Source organism: Leptospira kanakyensis (assembly GCF_004769235.1).
Classification (GTDB): Bacteria; Spirochaetota; Leptospiria; order Leptospirales; family Leptospiraceae; genus Leptospira_A; species Leptospira_A kanakyensis.
Map to the genome: position 1 here is coordinate 422,324 of NZ_RQFG01000005.1, position 17,613 is coordinate 439,936.

Here is a 17,613-nt window from a genome sequence, read left to right on the forward strand (position 1 = left end):
TTCATCAAATGATACAGATGGTTTATTTTCCATTAGGGATGTATCTTTGCCTCTTGTTCCACTTGGTTAGGAAGATGGAGATAGATATCATCAATGGCTTCCTGGAAACCTTGTAAGTATAAGGTGGAAACAACATTTGGTTCATTGAATGCTAAACCATAATCTCTCATCTGAAACTGATGAGGAACCAAAGCATACCAAGGACTAATGAAACGAGTGGCAAGTTGAAGTGTTTTTTTCTCAGAAACCAACCGGTTTTGATGATACAACTTAACTGTAACTTCTAAACTCAAGTTGTCTTTGCATGGAAATAAACAAATGGTTAAGATCTGTAAAACTTGGCCAAAACTAGCTTGTTCCCAATTACTTTTAGGTTGGTTTGCAACTACGAAAATCACATAGTCGGTTTTGACATTTGTAAGTTCGAAATCTTTATCTTCTATATTATGAGTATAAATTGTTTTCCAATGATAACGAGAAACTCCAATTTCCTGTTGTTTTTTCGCAAAGTATTCACTGCGACTCAATCCAAATATAGGATTCATTTCATACCAACCCGTATATTTTTTTTGGGAAAAAACTCGATTTTGGTTTAGGATGGTAATGGATTCACTGATCTTTCCTTTTGTTGTATTTTCGGAAAAGGGTTTTAGCTTTTGCTCTAAGTTGGCAAAAGCACATTGATAAAAGAAAACAATCAAACTTAAATAAAAATATTTCACTAACAGTTCATTCCTTGGTCTCAGGTGTTTCTAAAAATTCTTCAATACAAGGAGGCAGGAGACTGACGCAACCTAACGAAAGGAAAACGAAGATAGGAAGAAAAAAGTAAAAATAAGAGACAAATCGGAGGTTTGGTTCCGTTCTCTTCGGATAGAGTGTATAAAAAATCTCACTCAAACCCGAAGAGGGTAAAATTGGATTTAAATTCCCCAAGATTTATAACCTCCATTTCCCGGGATTTCCCATATTGTGGTATCTTCCTGCAGGGACATGGAAGGGATTGTGACCGCCACCATGATGGGGAGATTGGAAAGAAGACCTCCCTCCTTGGTAAGGATAGTTGTTATACATAGGTTGTCGGTAGTAGGATCCACCGCTATGGTAGGGAGAATGTCGGAAATCTCGACCTCTTGCATCGTAAGTTCTATCCGAATAGTAGTCATTGTAACCATTGGTACTCACACAGCCCCCGCCGAGTAGTGCCAAACTACTTACAAAAAACAAAGAACAAACAAACCTAACGAGCCTTTGACAGTTTAGTTTTTCAACGGATTCTAAATTGATTCTGTTCATCATGAATTCAGTATAGGGTGAAAATTCCCGTGCACCAATGGAGGGTTTCCGCATTTGCGGAAATCACCTATGCCAATCATTTGGTCTGGTTAGAGAATTTCTGGCCAAGGGGATAAAATATTATGTCACTAAGCGCCCTTGATGCGCAGGAGGCGTTAGCCGTCCGAAGGACCGAAGCGAACGCGGAGTCCGGAGACAGCAAGGAAAGGCGCCCTAATTCGTTCTTGTTTCCCTCCTTATAGTTAAAAATGATGGAAAAATAAGTTAAATTTTCCGCAGGAAGTGTGCCCATCCATGGCAAATATCTATTACGACGACAGTTGCGATCTAAATCTCCTTAAAGGTAAAACCATTGCAGTGATTGGCTACGGAAGCCAAGGTCACGCCCAAGCTCAAAACATGAAAGATTCTGGTTTGAAAGTCATTATTGGACTTCGCGACGGATCTAAATCAGTAAAAGAAGCCAAAGAAGCTGGCTTTGAAGTGTACAATGTTGCGGAAGCTGCAAAAAAAGCAGACATCATCCAAATCCTTGCTCCAGACACAATCCAAGCTGACATGTATAAGGCGGATATTGAACCAAACCTTACCGAAGGAAAGGCTCTTGTATTCTCTCATGGATTTAACATCCATTACGATCTCATCACTCCTCCTAAAAACGTAGACGTGTATATGGTAGCTCCGAAAGGTCCAGGACACCTCGTTCGCCGTGTTTACACAGAAGGTGGTGGAGTTCCTTGTTTAATTGCAATTTACCAAGATGCAACTGGCCAAGCAAAAGCTCGCGCCCTCGCTCACGCAAGTGGAGTAGGCGGAGGAAGAGCTGGAATTTTAGAAACATCTTTCCGTGAAGAAACAGAAACTGACCTTTTTGGGGAACAAGTAGTTCTTTGTGGTGGTGTTGCGAACCTCATCATGAGTGGATTCGAAACACTAACAGAAGCAGGATACGATCCAGAAATCGCTTACTTCGAATGTTTACATGAAGTGAAACTCATCACTGATTTAATTTACGAAGGTGGACTGGCACGTATGCGTTATTCCATCTCTGATACTGCAGAGTATGGAGATTATATCAGCGGACCACGTATCATTGATGCTGGCGTGAAAGCTCGTATGAAAGACGTTCTCACTGATATCCAAAAAGATAAAGGTGCAGCGTTCGCTAAACGTTGGATGGCGGATACAAAAGCTGGATACCCAGAATACAAAAAACTCAAAGAAAAAAATGCAGCCCACCCCATCGAAGCAGTAGGAACTAAACTACGTTCGATGATGAAATGGCTTGCGAAGTAATTTTTAAGGTAACTAAAGTTTTAGTCTAAAGAAAGGAAGAAGGGATTTTATATGAAAGTAACACAAAAGATAGTACTCGCAGCACCTGCACGAACTCCTTTTGCTCAAATTGGAAAGGCGCTCTCGCATTACTCTGGTCACCACCTTGGTAAAATCGTTGGTGAAGAAGTTATGAAACGCAGTGGTTTGAAACCTACTGATATTGACGGTGTGATCGTTGGAGAAGGTTTTTCTAACGCACCTAACTCGGCACGTGTGATTGCAAACTTGCTTGGACTTCCTATGGAAATTCCATGCCTTACAGTTGCAAACAACTGTGTATCTGGTTTGGAAGCAGTTGCGGAAGCAACTCGTCGTATTTCCCTTGGTGAAGGAAAAGTTTTCCTAGTGATTGGTGAAGAGTCACAAACTTCTATGCCATTTGTTGTTAAAAATGCTCGCCTTAACAAAAAAACAAACAGTTTAGATGCACTTGTTAAACTTCTTCCTAATGACCTTCCTGAAGGTGTAGAACTTCGTGATACACTAGAAGACGGACTTGGTGATGGTGAAACTTCTTTCGGTATGCAAGTAACGGCAGAAATTCTCGCACAAAACTACGCACTTGCTCGTGAAACACAAGACAAAGTAGCTTACGAATCTTTCAAACGTGCCTTTGATGCCACTCAAGAAGGTCGTTACAAACCATATATTATGGAAGTGAAAGATGACGAAGGTAACATGTTACAAGCTGACGAAGCAGTTCTTCTTCGTGAAGGCCTAGTCAAAAACCCTACTCGTATGGGTCGTGCGATGTTACTCTTTGACAACCCTCAAATGAAATTTGACCAGTTCAAAGAAAAATACAGCAAATACTTAAAGAAATCTCATGGACCAACACTTTCTATCTTCAATGCAAGCCCACGTTCTGATGGAGCGGCTGGTATCATTGTAGCATCTGAAGATGCGGCTAAAAAATTAGGTCTTACTGCAAAAGCTTATGTGAATGGTTTTAACATGCGTGGTGTGGATCCAAACCTTATGGGTCTTGGCCAAGCGGAAGCAACGATTGCACTTCTTGGTGAAACTGGTGATAAAATCGAAAACATCGACATCATCGAAATCCACGAAGCATTTGCTGCAACAGCAGTAGCGGCTCTTGAAGAAATCAAATCTAGAACTGGTCTTGACTGGGAAAAGAAATTTGATGAGAAAAAAATCAACCCGAACGGTGGATCTATCTCCATTGGACACCCGTTTGGTGCTACTGGGGTGAGACTCCTTCACAACGCTATCATGGACTTTGAAGAAAACAAAGACGTGAAAAAGGTACTTGTGACTGCATGTGCACACGGTGGGATCGCAGGATCTATGATCGTAGAAAGAGCTTAAATCGAATTTTAAATTCGGATTAAGTTTCGTTCGAAAGATCGATGGAAAAGCCAAGGGAAACCTTGGCTTTTTTATTTGGAAATGGTTGACCAGCATAATGGACTATGATTTAGTTTCCCTGTGGAAATAAAAACGAATACCTTTACTGTTGAAGAATTCGCCAGTTTTATTTCAGTTTCTCCTCAATACGTGAGGACTCTCATTCGAAAGAAAAAATTACCTGCTGAGATGGTCGGAACCTCTTGGTTGATTCCAAAAGAAATCACATCAGACAAACGAATTATGATGAACATTGAAACAGATGTTCCTGACAGGATTTCTCGTAAAAAACCAAACAAATCGCCGGTGGCTCTTAGTTTTTTTTCAGGTGCTATGGGTTTGGACATTGGTTTAAAAAAAGCAGGGATTGATGTTTTACTTGCTAGTGAAATTGATCCCGATACCAGAAAAACAATTACATTAAACCATCCTGATCTTGGACTCATCGGAGATATCAACGGGTATTCGGTAAAGGACATTCGTAAATTTGCGAACTTAGATGCAAACTCAGAAATTGATCTTGTCATCGGTGGTCCACCCTGCCAAGCCTTCAGCACCGCAGGAAAACGAAAAGGTTTTGAAGATGAACGTGGGAATGTGTTTTTAGAGTTTATTGAAAAAGCAATTTTGTTAAACCCAAAGTTTATTGTAATCGAAAATGTAAGAGGACTTCTTTCTGCTCCTTTGAATCACAGACCTCATCAATATAGAGGGCCACAGTTCCCTGCATTGTCACAAAATGAACTCCCTGGTGGAGCTTTAAATTTTATAATTTTTTTATTAGAAAAAGCAAAGTATAAAGTATCGTTTAACCTATACAATGCGGCAAACTTTGGATCACCACAAAAAAGGGAACGAATTGTCATCATCTGTAGCAGAGACAATATTGAAATTCCCTACTTAACTCCAACACACTCTGAATCAGGAGAGTTCAATTTACCAACATGGCGAACCTTTCGTGATGTAACTTCTGATTTAAAAGAATCGGATCAAACTTACATTCAGTTCCCTGAAAAAAGATTAAAATACTATCGAATGTTAAAAGAAGATCAGTATTGGAAACACTTACCAATAGAAATACAAAAAGAAGCAATGGGCAAAAGTTTTTATTCTGGCGGCGGACGAACTGGTTTTTTACGAAGATTGGCTTGGAATAAACCGGCACCTACATTGGTTACAAATCCTGCAATGCCTGCCACTGATTTGGCACATCCAAAATGGAACAGGCCTCTAAGCATCCAAGAATACAAACGCATTCAAGAATTCCCGGATGATTATGAATTTTTTGGAACGATTGTCAGCCAATACAGACAAATAGGAAATGCTGTTCCCATAAGCCTTGGTTATCATATAGGGAAGATGATTTTAAATTTACTCAACCGAAAACAAATCAGTAAAAAATATGATGATTTTAAATTTTCTCGTTATATGAAAACCGACCATACTTCCTTCAAACAGGAATTTGTTAAAAAAACACAAAAAAGGGAGCTATCAAAAACAAAATAACTTAACTGATCATTTTGCTGAATTGAAATGGACAAGTTTTTCCCAATCGATGGCACCATCGGCCTTACAAAAATCCTTCCCAAATTCAATGGTAAACTTATTGATCATTTTAGCATAGGCCTCTTGATACAAATCATCGTTAGTTTTTGCTGTATGACCCAATGGTTCGATCAATTCGGAATACAATTCTTCTTCACCTGAAATAAATTCCCAAAACCTTTGGCCACAAAGTTTTAAATAATCCCCTTTATCTGGTTTGTTATCTCTACCATAACAACAGCCATTAATAGCCTTAACAATTAATCCGGAATTACTGGTTCTTAATGTTTTGGCAGCCGTTTTAAAGTCGGATTCCATTTTTTTGATTTGGCTGCTATTCCCCCAGTTTGGCCCAGATTTGATAGAGACCAAATAACGAATCTGATCTAAGTCAAATTCTAAATCAATCCCCGTGATCCCTGATTTTTTCCCACCATAAACTTGAGCATTTACATAAATTGCAAGTTCCTCAAGCCAATCTCCAAAAATACCTTCTTCTGCAGATGAAATATGAGCATCGATTAAACTTTTTATAATTTGTTCTGAAGTGAGTTGGTATTTTGCTTTGAATAAATATGGATTTTTTCTTCTTAAAACTTTATCCAATTTGAGAGTATCTAAACTTTGAATCCTTTTTTTATGAAAGGTTCCAATATTATTGGATACGTAATCTAAAACAAGGTTTAGAAGTGTTTGATTCATGGGTAACATCACGATCGTTAAATCACAAAGTAAAAAGTCGATTATTTTTCAAACGGCTTCTTAACATTAAAAAGATGAACTTTTTTAGAAAGAAATTTGTAAATCACCGAAAGGGATTGTGAAAACGGAAGGAGTGTGGTAAGAGGAGCGTATTGGGTGGCGGGTCTAGTTCCCCACCCAATTCAGGGCGGGGATATAAGATTCACAGGCCGCAATGCCCTCCCCCAGAGGTTTAATCCATGAAAATTCACGACGAATGTAAAACAAAATTTGTATCCTTAATCGCCAAGTTTACAAATCTAAATTCTCCATTCAGCCAATCCCTATGGGAGGAAATCAAAACCAGGTATTCGGAATCACATCGCTCCTATCACAACCTAAATCACATCTACCAAATGTTAGGTGAATTTGAAAATATAAAAACGAAACTAAAAGATCCAGAAATGGTTCTCTTTGCACTCTACTATCATGATCTAATATATGATCCAAAATCAAAAACGAATGAAGAAGAAAGTGCAAAAATTGCAGAAACAAAACTTGAAGAATTAGGAATAACAAAGGAACGAATTGAAATTTGTTTACACCACATCCTCGCGACCAAATCACACAGATTAGATGAAAAATATCATTCTGATACAAAATATTTCTTGGATATGGATCTTTCCATTTTGGGAAGTGATGAAGAAGAATATTTAGAATACACAAAAAATATCAGAAAAGAATATTCTGCCTACTCAGATGAGGATTACAGGAAGGGGCGCATTCAAGTTTTGCGTCATTTTACCGAAACAGTTCGGCTCTTCCAAACTGATGTTTTTTTTGATCAATACGAAATGCGAAGCCGGCATAATTTAAAAAGTGAGATTCATAGTTTACAAAAGGGTGAACTTATTTAGAAAGAAATTTAGGTTTTATGAAAAGGAATTGAGAATACAAAGGTTTTATGATAGAAAGTGTGCATTGGGAGGCGGGTCTAGTTCCCCACCCTAATCAGGGCGGGGATATAAGATTCACACCCTACCCCCCAAACCGCCCCAACATCGGAACCAATCCCTCTTTCGTTTGACCAGCAGTATCATACCCGGGAAAAATCTTAACCAACTTCAAATAAAAGTTTTTTTCAATACGTTTATTTCCGGAATCCGTCTTTTCGAATACGTCTTTCGTAAACAAATGAAATTCAAAATAACCAGTTTTAAATTTTCCATCCATCCCAATCCGACTTCCAATCCGAAATCGCAAAGGATGATTTGTGTCTAAGGTTTCGAAACAAGATTCGCCTTCAAAAGTTAATGCCTTGGAAATATAAAACTTTTCTTTTACACCCATCTCGTGAAAATCTTTAGAACCAGGAAACTGAATTAATACTTTTCCTTCTCTTCGAAACTCCAAACTATAAGACAAAATCTCTAAATTAGAAACATCTAATGCTTCAATATCAACTGTTAGATGGTGATCCAAAACTTCGGTAGATCTTGTAATAACATTTCCTTCTCGTTGTCCTATCGTAATAATTTTGTTTTTATTCAAAGGAACTATATATTTAAAAACCATACCAGGATCAGGTAAATCTTTTCCTTGGACGGTCATTGCCGAATGAATTGGTGTTTGAGTGATGGTATGAATATCAGGGACTGAGATCTCTGAAGCAAATGCCAGATTCTGATTTGAAAGAATATTACCATCTTTCGATGTAGATTTTGATTTGAATAGTTCTAGAGATTTCAACTTGGCAATCGTCAGCCTTTGCATGACAGCCACTAGGACAAGTACGGCAACTATCAGCACAAGCACAAATACCCAAGTTTCATAGGCATTCATCCTCTCTTCCAACATTCGAATTTGTTCCGTTGAATATGGTTTCATTACTTCAGCGAGTATCATTTAAAATCCTTTTCGATGAAAGACCTATACTATCATTGTCGACTGATTCCCTTGCGAAAAAAACCTCCTTCCCGGAAAAGAGATCGACTCTTAAGACTTAGTTCCCTATTTTTTACACTATGTCGGGTTACAAGTCCTTACTCTACATTCTAGTTTTCTTATATGTTTTTCCCCTCTTCCCACAAAATCATTGGGATAATTACATTCATGAAAAAACGATAGGATCCACCTATCAGATATTTGGTGACAATGTCAACCTAAGGGATGCCGACAACCTCAAGTCAAAGGTGAAAAAGAAACTTTCGATTGGATCCGCCGTGACCATCCTCGCAAAAACGAACCAAATCATGGAACAAGATTCAGTAAAAGAATATTGGTACGAGGTAAAATCGGAAAATGAAATAGGTTATATTTGGGGAGGACTCATTGCCGATTATTCCTTTCCTATCGAAGATCATACAATCTTATGTAAAAATTTAGGAGTCAAACTCGGTAAAATCGAATTAAAACTCATCCAAGGAGACAAACTCCTCTCCCAATCCAAATGGGAGGTTGGCCCTGTCAGCAATGAAAGTTGGAAACATCAAATTTATCCATCGTCTGAGTTTACACCCAGTCCTAAATTTTTATTTGGATTAACTTACTTGGTTTTTTCCGAAATCGAATATGGTTATACCAATGAACAATTGATTACTATCTCTCCAGACAAAAAACTAATATCACAATTCTCGTGGAACCCTGGATCCTGTGATCCACCTTCCTGCGCCGAATCTTGGTTAGTTTTTCCAAGTGAAACACTAAATGCGGATATTAAAACACAAAGAAAAATTACAAAAGGAAAAAAGAATACCATCCAAGAGTTAACTCATAGTTTCGACATAGAAGACTCTAACTTCCACGAGTACTACAAATCAGAATACATTTGGAACGGAACTACCTTCCAAAAAAAGGAATCTCAATAATTTTATGAAACAATTTATCGTTAGTGTTGTCATTTTAGTATTTACTTTTCCTATCTTTTCCTGGAACAACCATGCAGGAATCACCTATCTAATTTTAAAAGATCATTGGAAAGGTAAACCCACCCCAAAAGTCAAAGTGGAGTCTTTAAAATCCTTTTTATCCAAAGAAAAATCATCCATCCAAGAAACTCTTTCTATATCCGAAGAATGGGCACTAAAAAAGTTACCTCACTTAACACCAACTATCGAAAGTTTGAAATTTTCAAAAACAACGAAGGATGCTGACCTTGTTCTCAGTTTTTATAAAGCCCTTCGGGTGAACCCAAATCATAAAGCAGCATTGTACATCCAAGCAGTTCCCAAAAGAAATGGAACCAAACTTCCATTAGATCAACTTACAACTCTTAATGAAAAAGGTAAACTAGTGAATGAAACTTTTTTATCCTTACAAGAAGGGCAAATCATCGGCGCGGATGAAGTTTTGGTCTCTGCTACCGATGAACCAGATTACGACTTAGATTTGTATCTATTTGAAGATAATGGAAGTGAAGTAGGAAAAATTTACGGATTCGGGAGCCAACCATTTGGAAATCCAGCAATCGAATTTTCATCCCAAGCTCCTTTCCATATGGGTTTTTATTACGAACCTGGTATTATTTTTGCTCTCGCAGGATTTCTAAAACAAACTTATCCCGAATACCGAATTCACCAGTTTACCGAATTATCCAAATTAGCCTTTCGCACAGGCCATCCTTATTGGGGGTATCGATTTGCGGGTTGGGCTCTTCATTACATCCAAGACCTAACACAACCATACCACTCTTCTGTATTACCAAGAGTCAGTGCCGCAAAACAAATTGGCGTTCAACTTGTATCTATCGTTGGTTACCAATCACCGAAAAATAATATGATTAACTTTATTTCAGGAAGACATACCCTAATTGAAGAATACCAATACTATTTAATTCGTAATTTGATCGAAACAAAAAACTGGGATCACCCTGTGGCAAACTCAATCACTGAGTTTTCAGAACAAAGTTTTGTAAAGTGGCAAGGAATTGATCTTCTAAGAGGAAATGTATGTAAAGAAGCTTATGACGCCGGTGATCCTATGGATGAACAATTGGAGAATTTAGATATCCCAAAATATGAAACTCTATACGAACCAACACATCCTATCCATACAATTTTAGGAACATTACTTAACAATACATCCAAACACACAAGAGCCTATTTGGATGCTTTAAAATCAAACTAACCTATTTCTTCAACGGCAAATCGTTCCAATAACTCCAATGGAATGATTTCTAACGCGCGTTTGTGGGTAGATTCCAAAAAAACTTTGGGAGCTACCCCATTACGATAAGCTTCCAACCACCTCGATGCACAAAGGCACCAACGTTCTCCAGGATTGACTCCCGGAAAAGCATATTGCGGCCAAGGAGTGATGAGATCATTCCCACTTTGTTTTTGGGACTCTAAAAATTCTTCCGTTGCCAGAACACATACGGTATGAGATCCAAGATCGTCATCCGAAGTATTACAACAACCATCCCGAAAAAAACCTGTGAGCGGATTTGTGGAGCAGGGAACCAGAGGCCCGCCAAATACATTTAAAGATTCATCCATGTCCATAGGAATCTCAAACTAGGGAAAGAATCAAATCTGGGAAGACGAATCTGAGTTTAGAAGAGAAAAAAGATGGGGGTTTGCACCCCCAATAGAACGACCAAAAGGTCTTGGAAAGCCTACAGTCAATCTACTAAACATATATTTACTTGTCAAACGATTACGCACGCACATCAAAAAAAAGAATCTTTTTTTCCTCTCCATTGACCCGTACCCGCACCTTCCACCGCCCCGTAAATTTAGGATTACTGGTAATCGAAACATATCTGGCTTCAATGGCCAAATTTTTCTCCGCGACCCAGTCCAACTTCATCGCCTCAAAGGCCTTTCCTTCAATGGAAATATCCAATTCAATCTTGTGGTTTCCTGGCCTAACAAATTCTAAGGATACCAAAAAATTATCACCTAACCGAAAAGAGGTTTCACCACATTGTACCCTTTCTTTTTTTGAATTTAATTTACAAATCTGAATGTCTTCTTCTAAAATTTCTGCTTTAATCGGATCAATTCCTGGTCTTGGATGCCAATACATAAAAAGTTCATTCAAAGTATCTCGTTCCGAGTATTGAGTTTTAAATAGTGTTGGAATGGTTGTCACTTCTAATTGTCTGTTTGGTTTATGAACTTCAAAATGGAGATGTGGTCCCTGCGTATAACCAGTATTACCTGAGTATCCAATCAACTGACCCGCTTCTATCATATCACCGACTTTGACAACAACTCCATTTTTCATTAAGTGGGCATAATTCCCCAATGTACCATCTTCATGTTGTATGATGATAAAATTTGCCTTTGAGAGAAGGTCTTTACGAAATCCACCTTCAGAATACTTGGACTCTGTTGCCATCACATAACCTTTTCTAGCTGCATGCACAGGCGTTCCAACGGGAATTCCAAAATCAATCGCATTCGCAAAACTACCGAAATGAGTCACAGAGCCGTTATACCCTTGGACAACTTTCGCTCGAATGCCACGTGCAAAAGGTAATAAGTAACTTACCGAATCATCATGAATACTATCCCAATCTCCTGGTCTGACTCGAAACGCAAAAGAATGGAAGGCATCTTTCGTTCTATCTTCTAAAAAAAACTTTGTAATATAAACTGGCGCGGGGCCTTTGACAACAACAAAATAAGGAAAACTAATATCAGTTTTAAAGTTTACGAAAGTTGCATTCAACAATACAGAATTGGTAACTTTAGGATTTGGATTGTGATTACGAATCGAAAGCTGAATTCCATCTTCATCTTTTGTTTGAATCAAACAAACCCATTCTTGGTTACACTCTTCTGTAACATTTGATTCTGCATAAATACTAAAGGAAAAACAAAAACTAAAAAAAAATATTACTACGGATCGAATCACTTTATGCTCGTTAATTGAAATGACATTTCTTTTTGAACTACCCCATCAATGGAGATCGTTGCCGTCCAATCTCCTTCCAAAGGTTCAGAAGATTCCTCAAATTGGATATCCAAATAGGTGTCCCACCATTCTGGGTTTGTCTCCCAATTATACAATTTTATAATAGAGGTGCCATTTTTACGAACGGAAATTTGTATCTTATGCCTGGATGGCTTTAAAAGAGGAATATAAAAATACATAGGAGCCGTTTTTGCGAACGAAGTAACATTACATCCCAGTCTTTCTAAGTTTTGAACCGATTCACAAATTTGGATTTCGTCCGCATCCGAATCTATTTTGACTAGAGGTTCGTTTGTATCCCTACGCCAATGGAGTTGCCCTTCCGCAATCATTTCAGAATCGGAGGATTCAGTTCGAAACAAAGTAGGAATTGTTTTTTTCCGGAGACTCGGTGTTGGTTTATAGACTTCAAAATGCAAATGGGGGCCATCACTAAATCCAGTGCTCCCCGTATAACCAATTGGCGTTCCCGCACTTACCTTTTGTCCTCGTTTGACAAGAACACCCATATAACGAAGATGAGCATACTGGCCGATCGTCCCATCTTCATGTAAAATTTTTACATAATTGGCCGAGTGGATGTATTTGATTTCAAATCCACCTTCTGTATTTTTTTCTTCTGTATCAACGACAATTCCGTCTCTGGCAGCGGTGATTAACTCACCCTCCTTTAATCCAAAATCGATCGAATAACGGTTGTCACCTTGATGGCTTTTGGATCCCTTATAACCTTGATACACACGAACTTTCAAACCCTTGTCAAAAGGTAATTCGTAAATAACCTTGGAATCGTGCCTGACTCCAAAATTCCCGAGAATCCATCTGTATTTAATTTGATATACCCAACGTTTGTTAGGTTTATTTACATTCAAACGAAAGAGTTTTTTTCTTTTTGGCCCTTTTAATACAGTCACCAAAGGGAGTTTCACTGAACTTTTCATGTTTTTATAACTAGCATTGACTGATAAAGTTGTGTCGGTTTCTTCTATTGCAATTTTGTTTTGAAAGTAAACATCTACCCCCGTTTTGTCCTGCACATAAATGACACAGAGTCTGTCCATGGAGCAGAATTCAGAATGTTCTTTGGCAAATAAGAATCCAATAGGACAAAACAAAAAAAGAATAAATATGCCAAATCTCATAAAACAGGAATCATGTTAACGAATGGAAATGTAGGTGACAATCCATTTTCCTTCCTAAAAAACTTGATTGCCGAATGATTTCTTCTCTTTAAACTTCGACACATGACTCCAATCTTATACACATTCCCCATCTCTCATTTTTCTGAAAAAGCCAGATGGGGATTGGAACTTGCAAACTATTCTTTTGAACTAAAGGCCTTGGTCCCAGGTGAACACATCAAAACCCTAAAACCAATTGTGACCGATTTGTATGTGCCTGTTTTAGAGACGGATTCTGGAGTCATCCAAGGTTCTGGAAATATTTTAGATGTCATTGAAGAAAAGGCATTTGGTCATAAAGCCACCCCAGAAGAAAAACAAATGGAAGAGAAAATCGACATCCAAATCGGGAAAAGTTTACAAACAATGCTCTATTTTCATATTCTTGATTACCCCGAAATTGTAGGTAAATTATTTTTATTAGAACCGGCTTCGTTATCGGATACGGTAGCGGCACCAGAACATTTTGATTTGATTGCTCTTTCTCTCAAAAGAAGGTATAAAATTACTCCTAAAAACTTAGAAGTCGTTAAACAAGCACTAGATGAAGGTTCAAAAGAATTAATTTCTATATACAAAGATAGAAAGTTTTTTAATGGAAACTCTTTTGGAAGAGTGGATCTAACATTAGCTAGTCTTATGGGAATGCTCGCAGAACCAAAAGAATCTCCTGCTTATCCTTGGTTTAGATCAGTACAAATGCCTGAGTCTTTTTTCACCTGGAGAAAGGAATTAGGGGTCGAGTTGTTATTCGATAGAATTAAAGAATTTTACAAGGAATTTCGCAACCAATCCAAATAATCAGGATTTCCAGAGACAATCGGCCAAACCACAATGCAGGGAGTATCATAAGAATGTAATTCTTTGATCCTCTGCATTAAAATATCTGACTTATCCTTAGTTGTTTTCAACAAACAAACAGTTTCAGAAGATTCTTCGATTTACCCTTTCCAAACATAAACAGATTCCATTCCTTTGATGATATTTGCACAAGCCGCGAGGCGTTCCATCACCACTTTTTTTGCAATTTGTTTCGCCTCTTCTTCACTTGCGAAAGTAACATAGATCGTATTGTATTCCCATGGTTCATTCATTAAATTTATTTCCTACTTGATAAAAATTTTATATACTTATGATTTTGTGTATGTCTTTTCCAAATTCCAAAACTTACTTATTAATAACCGCCATTTGTCTGCCCCTTTTTGCAGAACCACTCAATCCTCCGAGTGTTACTTCTTCTAGTCAACTGCAACCACAATCCAAAAAATATACACCAATCCTTGCTATGGATGGAAAACTCAAAACCAGTTGGGTTGAAGGCGCACTTGGCGAAGGAATTGGAGAATCTTTACAAATCAAATACAAATCACCAATTAGCTTTCGTTCCCTTTCCATCTACAATGGATTTGGTGATCCCAAACTATGGGCCGCAAACAATCGAATCAAAAAGCTAAAAATATCTACTGAAGATGGAAATGAGGAAATTGTGACTTTAAAAGATAGTTTGTCACTCCAAAGGATTGAGTTCAAATCAGAACTTCATGCCAAAGAAATTTCTCTCACCATCCAAGAAGTTTATAAAGGAACCAACTCGGAAAACACTGCCATTGCAGAATTAGTATTCAATTCAGACCAAGCGGGATCAGCTCTCATTCCTCCCAAAAATACTTGGGCCATTGGAAAGTGGAAAACAAAATCCAACATCGCAAGGATCCAACTGCATAATGATGGAACTTGTGAGATGGGATATGAAACAGCCAAGATGTTATGTACATGGACAGAAAAAGGAGACAAGGTCATTGTTAGTTTAGAAGCAACCCTTCCCCTCACCAATACCGATATTTTGGAAATCAAACGCCGAGGGAATCCATCTGATCCAACTCTCGAAATCAATGGAAAACATGAGTTTATCTCCAACAGAGATGGAGTGTAACGCAAAATTTAATTCTTTAGTTTAATTCATCCAAGATTGCCAAATGGATTCCACCACGGAAGGTTCTTTTTCTTCCGTGGTCTCAAAATACAAAACAGTATTTTGGTATGGTTTGCCGATTAAATCTCTAACGGGTGTTAAAAGAATCAACTTAATATCTAATTCTTTTTCCAAACGTTCTATCGTTTGCCATTCATCAATCGAACCTTGTTTGGGATAAGGCAAAATCAAAATTCCAGTCACCACTTCCAGTTTTGGATTTCTTTTTTTTCGCACTTCCCATAAAATACGTCCGATCGAATAACGAAAATTAAATTCTGATACTGGTTGAACCTGAACCCTACCCTCTTCTCTAAATAAAAACCCATCGATGGCACATGGCCCTGAATACTCGTTTGGTATCAATCCTTTGGTATCTTTTACCAAATCCATCACAGGAGGTAAAAAGGAAGCAGAATAAGGAAGTTCCGATCCACCAATTCGAATCCCACGAAACACCCCTTCTTTATCAATGAGCATTGCGGTAGATGTTAAATAAAAAAACTCTCCATCACGAACATCCCAGAGTGTTGAAAAATCAAAAAACCTTTCCTCCCCTACCCAAAACTCAGCGAGAATAGGAAATCCAAAAAGTTTTTTGTTCACTTGAGACATCTTCCAGGAATCAGAAGCTGATTTAAAAATAATATGATTTCTACCTGCAAGTCCGAACTCACTTTTTAAAACCAAAGGGAGTTTGGCCTCTTCGAGTTCAGCAAACAAATGTTCTTCGGATGTGATTATTTTCGCAGCTAAGGGCGAGTGGTGTTTCCTAAAATCAAGCTGAGTGATTTTTGAATTGAGATAACGAGAGGTTTCGATTCGAATTGGATCTTCTAAAAGCCTGCCTTCATACCATTCGTTTCGACACCCCCATTCGACAAGAGAGACTTCACCAAGTAAGTCCCCTTCTTGGATGGGTGTTCCCGGGTTAAGCCCAGAATTTTTCCAGTGAGTATAAATTTCGTCACCAGGAAGCTCTTCGACTAAAACGAAATCTTCGGCCCTTGAGATGGGAAAAAACATCTTCTCCAAACAACGATTCCTCCGTTTGAGGGAGGAATCTAAATTCGGAGGTGTTGGATACAATCTATACTCAAATAATGAGTCTAGATAATAAAGCGATGGAGCCAATCAATAGATTCGTCGGATAGCAGTGGCAATCCGTTGTACATTATCTTTTGTTAGGTTAGGGTAAATAGGAATACAATGCCCTCTTTGGTAAAGGCGTTCCGCGTTTGGAAATTCCAAATGGTTTTCTTCCAAAACACGGTGCAAAGGTTCCTCTACAGTTTTTTGTGTACCGATGTGGATGGATTTAAAATACCTTTGGATCTCTTCGTAGTTTTGTCCGGAAACAACAATCGGGAATCTTTGAAATGTATCTTCCGTGGAATTTTGGAAATAGGTTTCTAATCTAGAATTTTGAACAGCTTGTAAATAGGCAGATGCAATTTTTTTCTTACGTTCTAAAATTACACCCAGTTTAGAAAGTTGTTCAATTCCAAGAGCAGCTTGGTAATCAACCAAATTGTAATCATACTTTGGTTCACCAAAGTTACGTTTGGCGGATGATCCCGTTTTGTATGATTTTATCGAGTTTGATAAGGAAACTTCAGAAGTGATGATCATCGCACCGTTACCAGTGGTGATGATGTTTTCTGCACTGAGTCCACAAATTGCAATTTTGGATTGTTTGCCAACGGAGATTGTTTCGGAAGTGGCACCAATGGCTTCGGTAAAGTCTTCTACCACTTCTAATCCCTCGATGGAATAATCACTGAGTCGAATGAGAGATCCAAAACTATGATCAAATAAAGCAAACTTCGCACCAGATTCATTTTTTTTACGGAGGAATTCTTCCGGGCAAAGGTGAAAGGAATTTCGTTTTAAATCCACAAGCACTGGTTTTGCTTGTAATAGAAAAATGGCATCCAATGCCGAAATCGGTGCATAACTAGAAAGTAAAACGGAATCTCCCGCTTTCACACCTAATGCAAGTAATGCTAGGTGGTATGCCGAGGTGAGGGAATTAGAAGATATGGCATATTTGATTTTGAAAGTATGGCAGAAGGTTTTTTCAAATCTTTCTACGATTTCACCATTTGATAGGTGTTCGTCCACAAGGCATTCTAAAACACCTTTCAAATCTTCCCGAGAAAGGGTCGGTTTAAAAAATTCGATATCTTTTTCTTTTCGAACAGGTCTTTGTATTGTTTCGGTGCTCATCCAACAGCACTCCTATATATTATGTCACTTAAATAGCCGATTTCCGTATTATGTCACTTCATTTTTCGAAATGAGAACATA

The 17,613-nt window shown here is 38.1% G+C and carries 17 protein-coding genes and 1 pseudogene; 8 read left to right on the forward strand and 10 right to left on the reverse strand.

Features of this window, described 5'->3' with window-relative positions; all coding sequences use genetic code 11:
- Positions 1 to 32 precede the first annotated feature (32 nt).
- Positions 33 to 722, reverse strand: a complete 690-nt coding sequence (locus EHQ16_RS02535) for a hypothetical protein (protein WP_135636654.1) — start codon at positions 720 to 722, stop codon at positions 33 to 35.
- A gap of 217 nt (positions 723 to 939) precedes the next feature.
- Positions 940 to 1,350 carry a hypothetical protein gene (locus tag EHQ16_RS02540; RefSeq protein ID WP_135636652.1) on the reverse strand — a complete coding sequence of 137 codons (411 nt, stop codon included), beginning with the start codon at positions 1,348 to 1,350 and terminating at the stop codon, positions 940 to 942.
- Positions 1,351 to 1,590: 240 nt separating this feature from the next.
- Between EHQ16_RS02540 and ilvC the strand changes: the two genes are divergently transcribed.
- The 3 genes from ilvC (at position 1,591) to EHQ16_RS02555 (ending at position 5,508) form a co-directional block, all read left to right on the forward strand.
- Positions 1,591 to 2,592, forward strand: a complete 1,002-nt coding sequence (gene ilvC, locus EHQ16_RS02545) for a ketol-acid reductoisomerase (protein ID WP_135636650.1) — start codon at positions 1,591 to 1,593, stop codon at positions 2,590 to 2,592.
- A gap of 51 nt (positions 2,593 to 2,643) precedes the next feature.
- On the forward strand, positions 2,644 to 3,963 hold the full coding sequence (locus EHQ16_RS02550; protein WP_135636648.1) for a thiolase family protein: 1,320 nt from the start codon (positions 2,644 to 2,646) through the stop codon (positions 3,961 to 3,963).
- Between the two features lie 120 nt (positions 3,964 to 4,083).
- Positions 4,084 to 5,508, forward strand: a complete 1,425-nt coding sequence (locus tag EHQ16_RS02555) for a DNA cytosine methyltransferase (RefSeq protein WP_208742222.1) — start codon at positions 4,084 to 4,086, stop codon at positions 5,506 to 5,508.
- Between the two features lie 9 nt (positions 5,509 to 5,517).
- Here EHQ16_RS02555 and EHQ16_RS02560 read toward each other — a convergent pair whose 3' ends face one another.
- The gene (locus EHQ16_RS02560; RefSeq protein WP_135636646.1) at positions 5,518 to 6,249 is read right to left on the reverse strand and encodes a PmeII family type II restriction endonuclease; all 732 of its coding nucleotides are present in this window, start codon (positions 6,247 to 6,249) and stop codon (positions 5,518 to 5,520) included.
- Positions 6,250 to 6,488: 239 nt separating this feature from the next.
- Here EHQ16_RS02560 and EHQ16_RS02565 point away from each other — a divergent pair, with 239 nt between their 5' ends.
- A complete protein-coding gene (locus EHQ16_RS02565) occupies positions 6,489 to 7,145 on the forward strand; it encodes an HD domain-containing protein (RefSeq protein WP_135636644.1) in 657 nt (218 codons plus the stop codon).
- Positions 7,146 to 7,266: 121 nt separating this feature from the next.
- Here EHQ16_RS02565 and EHQ16_RS02570 read toward each other — a convergent pair whose 3' ends face one another.
- Complete coding sequence (locus EHQ16_RS02570; protein WP_135636642.1) at positions 7,267 to 8,133, reverse strand: hypothetical protein; 867 nt, start codon at positions 8,131 to 8,133, stop codon at positions 7,267 to 7,269.
- A 119-nt stretch (positions 8,134 to 8,252) separates the two neighbouring features.
- Between EHQ16_RS02570 and EHQ16_RS02575 the strand changes: the two genes are divergently transcribed.
- Positions 8,253 to 9,095 carry an SH3 domain-containing protein gene (locus EHQ16_RS02575; protein ID WP_135636640.1) on the forward strand — a complete coding sequence of 281 codons (843 nt, stop codon included), beginning with the start codon at positions 8,253 to 8,255 and terminating at the stop codon, positions 9,093 to 9,095.
- A gap of 4 nt (positions 9,096 to 9,099) precedes the next feature.
- Positions 9,100 to 10,353 (forward strand): phospholipase C/P1 nuclease family protein, encoded by a 1,254-nt coding sequence (locus EHQ16_RS02580; RefSeq protein WP_135636638.1) that lies wholly within the window; start codon positions 9,100 to 9,102, stop codon positions 10,351 to 10,353.
- Here the strand turns inward: EHQ16_RS02580 and EHQ16_RS02585 are convergent.
- The 3 genes from EHQ16_RS02585 to EHQ16_RS02595 all read right to left on the reverse strand — a co-directional run bounded on the left by EHQ16_RS02585 (position 10,350) and on the right by EHQ16_RS02595 (position 13,292).
- Positions 10,350 to 10,730 (reverse strand): DUF2237 family protein, encoded by a 381-nt coding sequence (locus EHQ16_RS02585; RefSeq protein WP_135636636.1) that lies wholly within the window; start codon positions 10,728 to 10,730, stop codon positions 10,350 to 10,352. The genes EHQ16_RS02580 and EHQ16_RS02585 overlap by 4 nt on opposite strands.
- A gap of 154 nt (positions 10,731 to 10,884) precedes the next feature.
- Positions 10,885 to 12,090, reverse strand: a complete 1,206-nt coding sequence (locus tag EHQ16_RS02590; protein ID WP_244241899.1) for a M23 family metallopeptidase — start codon at positions 12,088 to 12,090, stop codon at positions 10,885 to 10,887.
- Positions 12,087 to 13,292 (reverse strand): M23 family metallopeptidase, encoded by a 1,206-nt coding sequence (locus tag EHQ16_RS02595; protein WP_135636634.1) that lies wholly within the window; start codon positions 13,290 to 13,292, stop codon positions 12,087 to 12,089. The genes EHQ16_RS02590 and EHQ16_RS02595 overlap by 4 nt, the downstream gene beginning before the upstream one ends.
- A gap of 102 nt (positions 13,293 to 13,394) precedes the next feature.
- Between EHQ16_RS02595 and EHQ16_RS02600 the strand changes: the two genes are divergently transcribed.
- On the forward strand, positions 13,395 to 14,132 hold the full coding sequence (locus EHQ16_RS02600) for a glutathione S-transferase family protein (protein WP_135636632.1): 738 nt from the start codon (positions 13,395 to 13,397) through the stop codon (positions 14,130 to 14,132).
- Here EHQ16_RS02600 and cutA read toward each other — a convergent pair.
- Positions 14,102 to 14,425: pseudogene (gene cutA, locus EHQ16_RS02605) on the reverse strand (divalent-cation tolerance protein CutA). The gene EHQ16_RS02600 and the pseudogene cutA overlap by 31 nt on opposite strands.
- Before the next feature lie 50 nt (positions 14,426 to 14,475).
- Here cutA and EHQ16_RS02610 point away from each other — a divergent pair.
- The gene (locus EHQ16_RS02610; protein ID WP_135636630.1) at positions 14,476 to 15,264 is read left to right on the forward strand and encodes an NADase-type glycan-binding domain-containing protein; all 789 of its coding nucleotides are present in this window, start codon (positions 14,476 to 14,478) and stop codon (positions 15,262 to 15,264) included.
- A gap of 21 nt (positions 15,265 to 15,285) precedes the next feature.
- On the opposite strand, the gene EHQ16_RS02615 is transcribed toward EHQ16_RS02610, so the two are convergent.
- Positions 15,286 to 16,329 carry a hypothetical protein gene (locus tag EHQ16_RS02615; RefSeq protein WP_135636628.1) on the reverse strand — a complete coding sequence of 348 codons (1,044 nt, stop codon included), beginning with the start codon at positions 16,327 to 16,329 and terminating at the stop codon, positions 15,286 to 15,288.
- A 108-nt stretch (positions 16,330 to 16,437) separates the two neighbouring features.
- On the reverse strand, positions 16,438 to 17,532 hold the full coding sequence (locus tag EHQ16_RS02620) for a DegT/DnrJ/EryC1/StrS family aminotransferase (protein WP_135636626.1): 1,095 nt from the start codon (positions 17,530 to 17,532) through the stop codon (positions 16,438 to 16,440).
- Positions 17,533 to 17,613: the final 81 nt, after the last annotated feature.

What these genes read in the sequence shown, in the direction of transcription:
- EHQ16_RS02540 (WP_135636652.1), bottom strand. Translation starts at nt 1,350, where the DNA reads ATGCGGAAACCCTCCATTGGTGCACGGGAATTTTCACCCTATACTGAA.
- ilvC (WP_135636650.1), top strand. Translation starts at nt 1,591, where the DNA reads ATGGCAAATATCTATTACGACGACAGTTGCGATCTAAATCTCCTTAAA.
- EHQ16_RS02550 (WP_135636648.1), top strand. Translation starts at nt 2,644, where the DNA reads ATGAAAGTAACACAAAAGATAGTACTCGCAGCACCTGCACGAACTCCT.
- EHQ16_RS02560 (WP_135636646.1), bottom strand. Translation starts at nt 6,249, where the DNA reads ATGAATCAAACACTTCTAAACCTTGTTTTAGATTACGTATCCAATAAT.
- EHQ16_RS02565 (WP_135636644.1), top strand. Translation starts at nt 6,489, where the DNA reads ATGAAAATTCACGACGAATGTAAAACAAAATTTGTATCCTTAATCGCC.
- EHQ16_RS02570 (WP_135636642.1), bottom strand. Translation starts at nt 8,133, where the DNA reads ATGATACTCGCTGAAGTAATGAAACCATATTCAACGGAACAAATTCGA.
- EHQ16_RS02575 (WP_135636640.1), top strand. Translation starts at nt 8,253, where the DNA reads ATGTCGGGTTACAAGTCCTTACTCTACATTCTAGTTTTCTTATATGTT.
- EHQ16_RS02580 (WP_135636638.1), top strand. Translation starts at nt 9,100, where the DNA reads ATGAAACAATTTATCGTTAGTGTTGTCATTTTAGTATTTACTTTTCCT.
- EHQ16_RS02585 (WP_135636636.1), bottom strand. Translation starts at nt 10,730, where the DNA reads ATGGACATGGATGAATCTTTAAATGTATTTGGCGGGCCTCTGGTTCCC.
- EHQ16_RS02595 (WP_135636634.1), bottom strand. Translation starts at nt 13,292, where the DNA reads ATGAGATTTGGCATATTTATTCTTTTTTTGTTTTGTCCTATTGGATTC.
- EHQ16_RS02600 (WP_135636632.1), top strand. Translation starts at nt 13,395, where the DNA reads ATGACTCCAATCTTATACACATTCCCCATCTCTCATTTTTCTGAAAAA.
- EHQ16_RS02610 (WP_135636630.1), top strand. Translation starts at nt 14,476, where the DNA reads ATGTCTTTTCCAAATTCCAAAACTTACTTATTAATAACCGCCATTTGT.
- EHQ16_RS02615 (WP_135636628.1), bottom strand. Translation starts at nt 16,329, where the DNA reads ATGTTTTTTCCCATCTCAAGGGCCGAAGATTTCGTTTTAGTCGAAGAG.
- EHQ16_RS02620 (WP_135636626.1), bottom strand. Translation starts at nt 17,532, where the DNA reads ATGAGCACCGAAACAATACAAAGACCTGTTCGAAAAGAAAAAGATATC.